This is a genomic window from Jannaschia sp. L-14R, from assembly GCF_056857695.1.
In genome coordinates, this window is sequence record NZ_JBSXNP010000010.1 from 513,569 (window position 1) to 525,783 (window position 12,215).

The 12,215-nt window shown below is 58.3% G+C and carries 11 protein-coding genes; 6 read left to right on the forward strand and 5 right to left on the reverse strand.

Annotated features, from left to right (window positions below; all coding sequences use genetic code 11):
* Nucleotides 1-20: 20 nt before the first annotated feature.
* Nucleotides 21-1,490 (reverse strand): FAD-dependent tricarballylate dehydrogenase TcuA, encoded by a 1,470-nt coding sequence (gene tcuA, locus AC13C2_RS10870; RefSeq protein WP_482886808.1) that lies wholly within the window; start codon nucleotides 1,488-1,490, stop codon nucleotides 21-23.
* 60 nt (nucleotides 1,491-1,550) lie between these two features.
* Between tcuA and AC13C2_RS10875 the strand changes: the two genes are divergently transcribed.
* From AC13C2_RS10875 to AC13C2_RS10885, 3 genes are read left to right on the forward strand one after another with little or no spacing between them, the layout of a single operon-like run.
* Complete coding sequence (locus AC13C2_RS10875; protein ID WP_482886809.1) at nucleotides 1,551-2,201, forward strand: GntR family transcriptional regulator; 651 nt, start codon at nucleotides 1,551-1,553, stop codon at nucleotides 2,199-2,201.
* Nucleotides 2,198-3,232 carry an AbrB family transcriptional regulator gene (locus tag AC13C2_RS10880; protein ID WP_482886810.1) on the forward strand — a complete coding sequence of 345 codons (1,035 nt, stop codon included), beginning with the start codon at nucleotides 2,198-2,200 and terminating at the stop codon, nucleotides 3,230-3,232. Before AC13C2_RS10875 ends, AC13C2_RS10880 begins: the two co-directional genes overlap by 4 nt.
* Nucleotides 3,233-3,282: 50 nt before the next feature.
* Nucleotides 3,283-3,969 carry a transporter substrate-binding domain-containing protein gene (locus tag AC13C2_RS10885; RefSeq protein WP_482886811.1) on the forward strand — a complete coding sequence of 229 codons (687 nt, stop codon included), beginning with the start codon at nucleotides 3,283-3,285 and terminating at the stop codon, nucleotides 3,967-3,969.
* 17 nt (nucleotides 3,970-3,986) lie between these two features.
* Here AC13C2_RS10885 and AC13C2_RS10890 read toward each other — a convergent pair whose 3' ends face one another.
* The 4 genes from AC13C2_RS10890 to AC13C2_RS10905 all read right to left on the reverse strand — a co-directional run bounded on the left by AC13C2_RS10890 (nucleotide 3,987) and on the right by AC13C2_RS10905 (nucleotide 9,252).
* Entirely contained in the window at nucleotides 3,987-4,973 is a 987-nt protein-coding gene (locus AC13C2_RS10890) for a D-2-hydroxyacid dehydrogenase family protein (RefSeq protein ID WP_482886812.1), read from the reverse strand.
* 4 nt (nucleotides 4,974-4,977) lie between these two features.
* Nucleotides 4,978-6,069 carry a 4-oxalomesaconate tautomerase gene (locus AC13C2_RS10895; protein ID WP_482886813.1) on the reverse strand — a complete coding sequence of 364 codons (1,092 nt, stop codon included), beginning with the start codon at nucleotides 6,067-6,069 and terminating at the stop codon, nucleotides 4,978-4,980.
* Nucleotides 6,070-6,079: 10 nt separating this feature from the next.
* Nucleotides 6,080-8,107: a tripartite tricarboxylate transporter permease gene (locus tag AC13C2_RS10900; RefSeq protein WP_482886814.1), complete on the reverse strand. Its 2,028-nt coding sequence runs from the start codon at nucleotides 8,105-8,107 to the stop codon at nucleotides 6,080-6,082.
* Between the two features lie 65 nt (nucleotides 8,108-8,172).
* Nucleotides 8,173-9,252 (reverse strand): tricarboxylate transporter, encoded by a 1,080-nt coding sequence (locus AC13C2_RS10905; RefSeq protein ID WP_423787131.1) that lies wholly within the window; start codon nucleotides 9,250-9,252, stop codon nucleotides 8,173-8,175.
* Nucleotides 9,253-9,412: 160 nt separating this feature from the next.
* Between AC13C2_RS10905 and AC13C2_RS10910 the strand changes: the two genes are divergently transcribed.
* From AC13C2_RS10910 to AC13C2_RS10920, 3 genes are all read left to right on the forward strand, one after another.
* Nucleotides 9,413-10,087, forward strand: a complete 675-nt coding sequence (locus tag AC13C2_RS10910) for a response regulator transcription factor (protein WP_092761796.1) — start codon at nucleotides 9,413-9,415, stop codon at nucleotides 10,085-10,087.
* Entirely contained in the window at nucleotides 10,084-11,451 is a 1,368-nt protein-coding gene (locus tag AC13C2_RS10915) for a sensor histidine kinase (protein WP_482886815.1), read from the forward strand. Before AC13C2_RS10910 ends, AC13C2_RS10915 begins: the two co-directional genes overlap by 4 nt.
* Nucleotides 11,452-11,759: 308 nt before the next feature.
* Complete coding sequence (locus AC13C2_RS10920; RefSeq protein WP_092761800.1) at nucleotides 11,760-12,191, forward strand: DUF2852 domain-containing protein; 432 nt, start codon at nucleotides 11,760-11,762, stop codon at nucleotides 12,189-12,191.
* Nucleotides 12,192-12,215: the final 24 nt, after the last annotated feature.

The window sequence follows — 12,215 nt, forward strand, 5'->3', positions numbered from 1 at the left end:
GTCACTACTGTCCGATTTAATCAGGCCGAAGCAGCCCCATAACCTGCGCGCCGCCCGAATACGGCGCCGGATGTCAGACCGGAGCCGCCCGGATAACCTGCGAAAAAGACACCGCCCACAATCTCACCACAAGCGAAGAGTCCGTCTATCGGATGCCCGGTCTCAGCAAGGACATTTCCAGAATCGTCCACTTTCAACCCGCCATAGGTGAAGGTGATCCCCCCCGTGACCGGAAACGCGCGAAACGGGCCATGGTCGATGCGCTGTGCCCAGTGTGATTTGGCAAGCGAAAGCCCCTTCGTGCTTTTGCCATCGAGAATTGTCGGGTCGAAAGGCACGTCGTCGTCCACAGCGGCATTGTAGGCATGGAGTGTTTCGAGCGCGGCGGCCGCATCCACTCCTTTCAATTGTGTGACCAGTTGCTCCAGCGTATCGGCCTGAACGAAATGCGCATCGTGGAACCGGTATTCCGCATAAAGCAGATCGAAAACCTTGCTGTCGAAGATCTGCCACGCGAATTGTCCAGGTTCATTCAGAATTGCGGCACCGTATTGCGCATAGGTATAATTGCGAAAATTTGCGCCCTCATCCACGAAGCGTTTGCCGTTCGCGTTCAGCATTACGCCAAGGAAATACGATATCTTGCGGTAGTTTTTGCGCTCGCCCGGTGGCAAATCCAAACCTCCGAAATCCGCCATGTACAGGTCCATCGGTGTGGCGTGGCATCCCGCATACAGACCGTATTCAGCCGCGCCCGCCGCGACGGCCATGCTCAGCCCATCGCCGGTGTTGTGCGGGGTGCCACGCACTTTCGCGGCCTTCCAGTTCGGTCCCATGTGCTTGACGCGTAACGCTTCATCAGCTTCGAAACCGCCGGATGCCAGGATCACCGCATCGGCGCGTATCTCTTCCTTACCCACTTTCACGCCTGTCACACGGTTCCCATCCTGGATCAGCCCTGTGACTGCGCTGTTGTAGCGCACGGTACCCCCCATTCGCCTGACCGCCGCCAATTCCATGTCGAACAGGCCAACCCCTTCATTCTGTGCAGCCAGCGTCAGCCCTCCCCAGAATATGTGACGCCCGTCCTTCTCGAAGCTTTGCCGGGTATAGATCGGTTCAAACCGAACGTCGTGCGACGCCAGCCATTGCATCGTTTCACCTGACAGGCACACAAGGCTTTGCTGCTCGGGCGAGAGCGGGCGACCGTCATTGAACCCCAAAAGGTCCTCCGAGAATTTGTCGACCGTATAGCTGCCGAAATCGGTTTGCGGCAGGCGCGGGTCATCCATGTCGCGCAACAGCGGCAAGAGGTCGGCTTTGCCGTCATATGCAAAGCGCATGGCCCCCGCGGTATATTTCGTGTTGCCGCCAGCCAGCGCCTCATCGGCTTTTTCCAAAAGCAAAACCTCTGCCCCCTTTTCCAAAGCTGCGATGGCGGCGCACAGGGCGGCGTTTCCGGTTCCGACAACAATCACAGATCTGGGCATTGGCATTCCTTCATTTCGAACGTATTGTATCCGAGTGGATACAATACTTGGACTATTAGAATGACCAGCCCGGACCCGCAAGACCTTTCACAGGGAGAAGCAGCTTATCGGAGCCTGCACGCAGCCATCCGAAAAGGTCTCTACCAGCCCGGCGACCGGTTGAGAGAAATAGAGGTGGCCGACCGATTGACGCTGTCGCGGACCCCCATCCGCGAGGCGCTGCGCAAATTGGAAAGCGACGGTATCGTCGAACATCGCGCCCGGATCGGGGCTGTCGTCCGGACCTTGTCCCAGACCGAAGTCGTCGAACTATACGAGATGCGCGTCGTTCTGGAACGCACAGCGGCCGAAATGGCCGCCAAGCATGCCAGCGACGCGGAAATCGATGCTTTGGAAGAGGTAAACCAGCAGATCAAAGCCGCCGGGGACGACGCGTTGGTAGCATCGGCCTTCAATCAGGATTTTCACCGCTGCGTCTATCTGGCGACGCGCAATCGCTTCTTGCTGGAATCCGCCCGCGCATTGAACAATGCGCTCATCTTGTTGGGCCCGACGACATTGGCGGACGAGGCGCGGATCAAGGTCGTCTGTCAGCAGCACGACGACATCATCGCAGCCATCCGCGCGGGTGAACCGGAAGCGGCGGGCATCGCCGCCGAGACACATCTACAGACTTCGCTGCGCCAAAGGCTGAAGGTCATGCGCGCGTGATCGGATACGCATCGTCTCTTGCCATAGCGGCCCTGGGAGTGACTGCATTCAAGCTTTTGCAACTCCCCCTGCCCTTTCTGCTGGGCCCCATCGTGGCCTGTCTTGTGGCCGCGCTGATTGGAATGCCGATGCGGGGCAACAAGCTGATCGGGGACGCGATGCGAACCATCTTGGGGGTAGCGGTCGGTGCGACTTTCACGACCCCCCTTCTGATCTCGATGACCTCAATGTGGCCCACGCTGCTGATGATCCCCGTTATGGTCATCGTCATCGGAGCGATTGGTGTGCCGTATTTTCAACGCCTCTGGGGTTTTGACTTTCAAACCAGTTACTATGCATCCATGCCCGGCGGATTTCAGGACATGGTTTTGTTCGGGGAAGAGGCCGGTGCCAATCTGCGGATATTGTCGCTGGTCCATGCGACCCGGATCATGGTGGTGGTCGTGGTGCTGCCCTTTCTGCTGAGTTGGGTCTGGAACGCCGATCTCAGCAATGCACCCGGCGCGCCTGCGTCTACTATCGGCCTGCCCCAGTTGGCGCTGATGGCGTTCTGCGGGATCGCCGGTTGGCAGGTTGCACTGCGGCTGGGAATGTTCGGTGCCTCGATCCTGGGTCCCCTTCTGCTGGCTGCGATCTTCAGCCTTGCCGGCATTCTTCAGTATCGCCCCCCCGCCGAGGCGATCTGGGCCGCACAATTCTTCATCGGGATGAGTGTCGGCATCAAATACGCGGGCGTCACGATGTCCGAAATTCGCACATGCATTACCGCAGCCCTGGGATTTTGCGTCATCCTGTTGCTGCTTACAGTTGTGTTTGCCGAAGTGATCTTTTGGTTCGGGCTTGCCCCGGCAATGGAAACCATACTGGCATTCGCCCCCGGAGGTCAGGCGGAATTGACAGTATTGGCGCTGATCGTCGGGGCGGATATGGCGTTCGTCGTTGCCCATCATGTGCTAAGAATTTTCGTGGTCATTCTTGGTGCGCCGCTGTTTGCGCGGTTTTTCCGGAACCGGGCCGCAAAACGGCCCTGAAATGGAAATCGCGGCAGTCCAGAGCATCAGGGAAAGTGAGGCAGAAAGACATGGAATTGAAAGCACTGGCGCATGATGGCGTGCTGCGCACCGCCATCAATACCGGAAACCGCGCGCTGGTTCAGGGCGATGCGATCACTCTTGCGGGGATCAGCCCGGCGCTGGCGAGGAGACTGGCCGATGAGATCGGCGCAACGATGATGCCGGTCGTTTATCCAGGCGCGGGGCGGGTTTTCGCAGATGCGCAGCAAGATAAATGGGACGTCGGCTTTCTGGCGATCGACCCGCAACGCGCCCGCGCCATAGCCTTTACCCGCCCTTATCTGACAATCGAGGCGACATATGCCGTGCGGGCGGATTCAGACTTTCATGATGTGGACGACGTGGACCGTTCTGGTGTGCAGGTTCTGACCTCGGCCGGATCGGCGTATGACATGCACCTGACGTCTAGTCTGCAACACGCGAGGCTCCAGCGGTCGGGCACCCCGCCAGAAAGTTTCGCGGCGTTTCGCGATGGCCAATGCGACGCCGTGGCCGGTGTGAGGGCTTCGCTTGTCGAGGACTTCGAAAATGACCCCGCTATTCGCATCCTGCCGGGCGTCCTGACCTCGGTCAGACAAGCGATGGTCCTGCCGGATCCACAGGCTCCTCTGATCGCGGCCCTGGACGATTTTGTCGCAAGGGCGATCGGCGACGGATTCGTTGCGTCCATCATGGCTGAAACTGGGCACGACTGAATCACTACCCACAGTGTTCAGGCATCACCCTCTGCCCTGCTCCAGACGGATGGATTGATCATGTGGATCGGGTTGCCTTCAGAATAAGCATTGATCTGGTCGAAGATGTCAGAGAACTGCAGGTCGAATTCATCTTCCGTCACATATCCGATGTGCGGCGTCGCCAATACGTTCGGATGGGTCAGCAAGGGGTTCCGAATGTCGGTCAGGGGTTCCTGATCGAAAACATCGACCGCCGCATGGATACGTCCCCTGGCGATTTCGGCTTCCAAAGCACCTGGCTCGACCAGTCCCGAACGTGACGTGTTCACGAACAATGCGCGTGATTGCATCGCAGCCAGATCTTTCGCCGTAATGAGACCACGGGTTGCAGGCTTGAGACGCACATGAAGGCTGATGATATCCGAAGTCGCAAAGAACGCCTCGCGCGAGGGTGCAACGGTTTCGCCTGCCGCTTCGGCCCGCGCACGCCCGTCCGGCGACGACCACCATTGCACCTTCATCCCTATGGCCCTAGCGTAATCTGCCACGGCTCCGGCGATCCGACCATAACCATAAAGCCCCAATGTCCGGCCGCGCAATGTGCGCCCGACGCCAGACTGCCATCTGCCAGCCTGCAACGACGCCGTCTGTTGCGGGATCTGACGATAGCTGGCCAGTATCAGCGCAAGCGTATGCTCGGCCGCCGCATAGGATGGCGCATCGGAATGCATGTTCGAACAGAGCAACACGCCGTTGGCCGTGCAGGCATCAACGTCGACATGCGGATAAACGCTGCGTTGCGAGATCAGTCTGAGGCTCGGCAGACGCTCCAGAAGTTCCGCGCCGATCCTGGTGCGTTCGCGAAACAGAACGAGCGCTTCGGCGGCCTGCACACGTGTGGCCAAGGCGGTGGGGTCGGGTTGGTGATCCGTCCAGACGGTGACATCGTGATCCGCAAGTTTGCGAAAACAGGGCAGACTGCGAAGCGTATCGAACCAGTCGTCGAGAATATGGACATTCATGCATTCATTTCCCGGCCCAGACAGACCTCGGCACGAAGACATCACCCACCGCCAGTTTACGCGACGTGCGAACCAAACCGGCCGATTTGATGTCGAGGCCCTTTGCCGTTTTATCGAAATCGACGACGACGTCGATTGTTCCGGAAGGATGTTCAAGCGTGATCCGGGCTGGCGATTTTTCCGGCTGCGAGGCCAAACCCTCGGCGACCGTTCCCGGTGTCAGCAGGCAGGACGACAGGCATTGCGCCCCTGTGACCGCCATCGTGGGGTGGCATTTCCACGGCATGAAATATCGAGCTGCGGCCGTGCCGCCTTGCGATGACGGGGCAAACAGTCCGAATTTTGGCGTCACCGATTTGGAAACATCACCCATACCCATTAGTTCTCCGGCTTTCAGGCGGACAGCTTCCAGTCTGGCGAAAAACGCAGCATTATCGTCCAGTTCGGCGGCCGTCTCGTATCCCGTCAGACCGAAACTGTCTGCCCGCGCAATCACCATGGGCATGGCGACGTCCATGCAGGTCACCTCGATGCCGTCGATGACATCCTTCGCATTTCCCGTCGGCAGCAGAGATCCGGTCGCCCCGCCGATCGTATCCATGAAATTCAGGGCCACGGGGGCGGACGTACCCGGAACTCCATCGATCTGCGTCGTGCCCTCGTAACTGACCACCTTGTCTGGCGTCTGAACCACGGCGGTGATCTTGGCCCCGGTATTGACGGCAAGAATGTTGACAGTCGTCACGCCATCTTGCGGTTCGACCAGACCCATTTCGATGGCGGCGGGCCCTACACCGGACAGGATGTTTCCGCAGGTCGGTTTGAAGTCGACCAACCGGTCTTCAACGCTGACTTGCGCAAAGAAATAATCCACATCGGCCCAGGCGTCATCCGAGCGTGACAGCATGGCAACCTTGGTGGTAACTGCCGCGCCGCCCCCAATTCCATCGATATTCAGCGGATGGCCCGACCCGACAATGGCAATCAGCACATTCGCCAGTGTTTCAAGGTCATCCGGCAGATCGGCGCGGTTCATATAGGGACCGCGTGAACTGCCCCCGCGCATAAAAAGAAATGGTATAGCCGTTTGTGTCATGTCGAATTCCTCAATTGAACGGCCAGGGCAGCTGGGTGTATTCCTGCAACAGGCCAGGCGGGAAATCCCGGTTCAAAAGCCATGCCATCGTGCTCATGAAGGCAATGCCCAAACCAGTATAGATCAGTGCATAGACCGAACTGATCCGGGCGCGCAGCTTCATGAAACTGAACAGGAACAGTCCCAGGGCCAGGATGAAACCAAGCAATGCGGTCAGCCCAAGAAGTGCTGCGAACCATGCCAATGTGGGCCACAATCCATGAGTGGCGTCGGCGTCTTCTCCAACCAGCTCGCGGTCGGCAAAAATTGTGTCCGTTTCCGGTTTAAGCATCATGCGGACAATCAGGGCCAGGCAGCCAAGTAGGCTCACCCCTGCGACGAACATCGGAAAATCTCGATCGCGGCTGAACGCGGGGATCGATGCTGCGTCGTAAAATGCATAGGCGATGTAGCCTGTGACGATGAGCAGAAAGACGAACGGCGCGCGTTTCGACCCAGATTGCACATCGCCTTCGGCAAGTATGTTCTTGGCTTGTCGCAGCCCCACCACCACCGAGATGACAGTGATGACTAGCAGGATGATGACGATCGGAGTGAAGATATAATCGATCCCTTCGCCGAAGCCCTTTCGGAACCGCGATTGTGCGATCTGCAGCGCCTGGTTCGCGTAAGTCTCGGCAGGGTTGGAGAGCACGAAACCAATCAGGAATGCGGGACGGGACCAGTCGAACCTGCGCATCATGATGCCAAGGAAGCCGATCCCGAGCAGTGCCGCGAGGTCCATCAGGTTCTGACCCGACTGGAAGGCCGCAAAACTGATGATCATGAAAAGAAAAGGGGCCAGCAACGCGAACCGGATCGTGGTCAGCTTGGCGATCCCCCCCGAGGCGGCAATGCAGATGATCGTTCCGATTACATTCGCAAGGGCCAGAAGCCAGACGATGGAATAAGTGATGTCGAGGTTGTTTTTCAGCATGGCCGGTCCAACCTCGATCTGTCCGGACCCCAGAAGCGCGATTGCACCGATGAAAATCGCCATGGACCCCGAGCCGGGAATGCCAAACAGCAGGGTCGGGACAAGTCCCCCCCCTTCCTTGGCGTTGTTCGAGCTTTCCGGCCCGATCACGCCGCGCACTTCACCCTTGCCGAAACTGGACTTGTCCTTGGTGGTCTGCACCGCGTGACCGTAAGCGATCCAGTCGACCACCGATCCACCGAGGCCGGGAATGACCCCAACAATCACACCGATGATGGAGCAGCGGACCGAAAGCCAGATATTGTCAAACCAGTCCTTGACGCCCTCCAGCCACCCCCCGCCGATCTGCGGCTCGGCCGAGATGGCGCGGTCCTGTCGCAGAAGAGAAATGATCTCGGGGATGGCGAATATACCAAGTCCGACGATGACCAGTTTCAGTCCATCCGTAAGGTAGGGAAAATCATAGGACGACATGCGCAGATCACCCGAAGACGCGCCTTCGCCGATCGTCCCGATCAGCATCCCCAGACCAGCGGCAACGATACCCTTTATGGCGATACGTCCCGCAAGAATGCCAACCATGGAAAGACCGAAGATAGTGATCATCAGCAGTTCTGGCGTACGGAATTCCAGGACTATGGGTCTGGCGATAAGTATGAACACGGTCAGAAAGCTGGCACCGACAAGTCCACCGAACAGCGATGAGGCGAAGGCCGCCGAAAGCGCGCGCGCGGCCTGACCCTTCTTGGCCATGGGGAAGCCGTCCAGCACAGTAGCCTGGCTGGCCGAAGACCCGGGTATTCCCATCAAGACCGATGCAAAGGTGTCTGATGTCGGAACAACCGCGACCATGCCGATCATAAGCGCAAGCCCGAGGATCGGGTCCATGCCGAACATGAACGGCAGAAGCAGAGATAGTCCCGCAATACCGCCCAGGCCCGGAAAGACTCCGATACACAGACCCATCAGGACGCCCAGGACGAGATAGCCCAGGACAACAGGTTGCAATATCAAGCCCCACGCGCTGCCCAGTGCCGGCAGCGCCTCCATGATCACATCCATGAAATTTCCCCACCTTGCTTGACGGAACGCCCCGCCAAGATGGCGGGGCGTTCAAAAAGCAAGGCTCAGTTCAGCGATACGCCGTACTTTTCCTGCAGCCAGTTCACCACGAATTCCTTGGCTTCGGGCGAAACGCTGGTGCCGCTTTCAAGCGCTTTTTGCGCCGCGGCTCCCGTCATCTGAGGGTATTTGCCCAGACGGTTTTCGGAAATCTCCACGAAGTCGGGGCGCGCCTTGATGGCTTCGAAAGCATCCGTGAAGGTGGCGATTGCCGCATCGGATGCACCGTTGGGCAGGAACACCATCTTCTGGGCCGGGAAACCCGCGATGAAGAACGCCTTCCATGCGTCCCACTTTTCGCCCGACGTCTCACAGCCTTCGGTCGCTTCGCAGACTTCCTTGAAGGTCGGGATTTCCGGGAATGTCGGGTCGCGCACGATGTTGCCGTCGTCGTCAAGTGCGCCCCAGGTCATCATCGGCACGGCGGTGCCCGCTTCGACCAGAGGCGTGACGCCCGACAGGTAGGACGATGACGTCTGATAATCGATATTCGCCTCTCCACGCTCGAACATCAGTCGTCCGTCGCCGCGGCCTTTGATGCCCATGACGCTTTCGACGTTCAGGCCCAGCATTTCCCATGCCAGCGTCGGAACCAGATCAAGCCGGGTTGCGCCCTGATTGCCGTAGATGAAATCGACGTCCTGCAAGGCGCTGGCGTCCATTCCATCCATTTGCGCAGCCAATTCGGGCGGCAAATAGGCGACGCCACCCGTGCCGGACGCCAGAACCACATTCCAGTCAGCGTAGTCATACTTTACCCTGGGATCACCAAGCAAAAACGGAAACTGGGTAGATCCGCTGGACCCGAAAATCGTGGTGCCGTCCTCGAATTGCTGATCCTGGAAGAAGTTCGCGCCCTTGGTCGATCCTGCACCGGGCATGAATTTCACGACGACTGTTGGCTGGCCTGGCAAGGCCTCGGACAGCAGCGGAGCGTAAAAATTCGCCCATTTGGCCGAACCGCCGGTTTCCGAGAACGGAATGATCCATTCGACGGTCTTGCCTGTCATGTCCATGGCATGGCTTTCGGCCTGCGCCTGAAGCGAGAACGTCGCTGCGGCTGCGGCCACAAGGCCGACGGCCACGCGACGCGTGGTTTTCAAAGTGGACATATATTCCTCCCTAAAGCTCGGCCCTGACGTTAAGGGCCAAAATCGAATCGCCGGGGGGTGTCCGCCCCCTGTTGATGTCGCTTGTCTGACCTGCGAACCTTGCGTGAAACTTGCATGTCCGAGAAATCCTGCCGTGCGTATTACTCTGGTCGAAGACAATATCAGCCTCGCCAAGGGCATCTGCTATCGTCTGGAAGACGCAGGTCACGCTGTGACTGTACTTGGAAACGGAAGCGATGCGGAAAGCCATCTGACGGGCGACGGCGCGGACCTTATCATTCTGGACGTCAACCTGCCCGGAACGGACGGGCTGACGCTTCTCAAACGGATGCGCAAGCGTGGCGACACCCGCCCCGTGATCCTGTTGACGGCGCGCGCCCAAACCGAAGATCGCGTTCTGGGTTTGGACGCGGGCGCAGACGATTATTTGATCAAGCCCTTCGAAATGGCCGAGCTTGAGGCACGCGTCAGGGCGTTGTTGCGTCGGCGCGCGACACCGCAGCAGCAGATTCTCCGGATCGGTGCGCTCAACTATGATGCAGTCTCCCGGCAGTTATTTGCGGACGGGGTCGAAATTGACATTCCCCGCCGGGAGTTTTCCGTATTCGAATGCCTGTTCGCCGCGGCTGGTCGCCTGGTGTCGAAAAGCGTGGTCCTCGACCATGTCTACGGGGTGGGTGCGGATGTCGAAGACACTGTCGTAGAAGTCTATGTCTCGCGTTTGCGCCGCCGTCTCAGCCCCTACGGCTTGCAAATCAAGTCGCAGCGCGGTCTTGGCTACCAATTGCTGGCCGATGCATCGCAATGAGGTCCCATTCGCTCAGATCCCGGTTGATCCTGATTATCCTCGCACCCCTGCTGGTCATCTCGCTCGTGGCTGGCGCATGGCAATTTCGAACCACAACCCTTCGCGCGGAAAGCATATTTGATCGCGGCCTTCTGTCTGCGGCGTTGGCCATCTCGCGCGACATTGCGGTTTCTGACGGCGACGCACTAAGTCCCGCGACGCGGCGATTGATCAACGACACCTCGGGCGGGGAACTGTTCTACCATGTCTTCGCCCCGGACGGAGTTTTCGTGACCGGTTATTCGACCCCGCCCATATTGCCGAAAGCTGCACCCCTGCGACAGACAGAGCCTTACTACTTCAATGCACGGTATCAGGGTCAGGACGTTCGCGTGCTGCGCTTTCAGGATGGCACTACCGTCAGCGGCATTGCCGGCATCTTCAACATTACCGTCTGGCAGAACGCCGATGTCCGCAGCAGTTTCGTCCGTGAAGTGGTTTCTCGATCGTTCGCGGTGATTGCCCTTCTGATCCTATCGGTTGCCTTGGTTGTGTGGTTCGGTGTGGGACTGGGTTTGCGGCCCCTGCTTGATCTGGAAAAGGCGATCGCGAAAAGATCTCCGACCGAGTTGGAACCTATTCGCCGTGCCGTCCCTATCGAGGCGCGGGGACTGGTCGACACGTTGAACCGGCTTCTTGATCGGATTTCGCGGCGTATCAGTTCCAAGGACGAATTCATATCGAACGCCGCGCATCAGCTCAGGAATCCTGTGGCGGGCGTCCTTGCCCTTGCCGAAGCGGTTCACAACGCGCCGAATGTCCAAGCCGCCAAACATCGCAGCGCTGAACTGGTGCAGGCGGCGCGGGAGACCAGTATTTTGACCAACCAGCTGCTTTCCTTCGAGAGGGCTGGAGGAAAGGAACTCGATCAATCCGGTGAGCCACTGGACCTGAAAGTTTTGGTCGAGCAGGTCGTCGACAGCTTTCGCCAACAGAACTCCGATACGAAGATCGAGATTTTTTTGGGTCTGCCAGAGGCGGATGTGCGCATTCAGGGCGATGCCGTCATGCTACAGGAAGCAATCCTGAATATTCTGACCAATTCGGTCGTTCACGGCGGATCGCGTGTGTCAAAGATCAGCCTCGACCTGTCTTGCGCCCGCGGACAAGCTGTTCTTTCAATTCGGGATGATGGCGTCGGTATCCCCGCCAAGGATCATGTTGAAGCTGTAAGCCGCTTTGGACAGACGCGAGGCGGACCTGGCAGCGGGTTGGGTCTGCCGATTGCTGCCCGTGTCATGAAAAACCATGGTGGCGCGCTACGGATTGAAGACGTTTCCAGCGGTACGATGATTGTCCTTATATTTCCGATAGAAGGTGATTGATCACCCGTTGAATTGATTGCACCTGATAGCGTGGGCCGTCCCTACTGGCCTTTCAGACAGCCATCATCGACGTTGGTTCTCCTATGCCCACGGGCTTCGAGAGGTTGCCTGAGGCTCAGTGGCCCTTTTTTGAATGTTAATTGCTTCAATCGCCACTGTTGGGCGCAGCAGCAACGACTTCCGCTACATTTTGTATGTAAATCCACTTAACTTTTTCGCCCCAAGCCCTTGCAGTACATGTTTCGCCTCCCCATTTCTGATCATGTGAAAGACATTCACATCGTAATGATCCACAAGGAGTGACCCTGATGAATACCGCTGCCGCATATGCCACCTCCGCCGCACAGGGCGGCTGGTTCACCCGAACGACCGATTGGCTCGATGCCCGCGGCAAGGGTGCCTGGATCGCATTGATGATCCTGGGTTTCATCTTATTCTGGCCCGTTGGCCTTGCCATTCTGGCCTACACGATCTGGAGCAAACGCATGTTCAACGGCAACAAATCCATCTCATCCTGCAAGTCTCGCCGTATGGCACCGACCCGCTTCCGCAACACCGGAAACCAGGCCTTCGACAGCTATAAGGCCGATATGCTGCGCCGTCTCGAGGACGAACAGGAAGCGTTCGAGACCTTCCTTCAGCGTCTGCGTGAAGCCAAGGACAAGGCCGAGTTCGACCAGTTCATGGAAGATCGCGCCAAGCCCTCGACCGCCGACAATGGTGATACCGCAGAGGCCTGATCTCCCCTTCCCTGCGCCTCCTCC

Coding starts and splice junctions, on each gene's coding strand:
- tcuA (WP_482886808.1), bottom strand. CDS start 1,490: ATGCCCAGATCTGTGATTGTTGTCGGAACCGGAAACGCCGCCCTGTGC.
- AC13C2_RS10875 (WP_482886809.1), top strand. CDS start 1,551: ATGACCAGCCCGGACCCGCAAGACCTTTCACAGGGAGAAGCAGCTTAT.
- AC13C2_RS10885 (WP_482886811.1), top strand. CDS start 3,283: ATGGAATTGAAAGCACTGGCGCATGATGGCGTGCTGCGCACCGCCATC.
- AC13C2_RS10890 (WP_482886812.1), bottom strand. CDS start 4,973: ATGAATGTCCATATTCTCGACGACTGGTTCGATACGCTTCGCAGTCTG.
- AC13C2_RS10895 (WP_482886813.1), bottom strand. CDS start 6,069: ATGACACAAACGGCTATACCATTTCTTTTTATGCGCGGGGGCAGTTCA.
- AC13C2_RS10900 (WP_482886814.1), bottom strand. CDS start 8,107: ATGGATGTGATCATGGAGGCGCTGCCGGCACTGGGCAGCGCGTGGGGC.
- AC13C2_RS10915 (WP_482886815.1), top strand. CDS start 10,084: ATGAGGTCCCATTCGCTCAGATCCCGGTTGATCCTGATTATCCTCGCA.
- AC13C2_RS10920 (WP_092761800.1), top strand. CDS start 11,760: ATGAATACCGCTGCCGCATATGCCACCTCCGCCGCACAGGGCGGCTGG.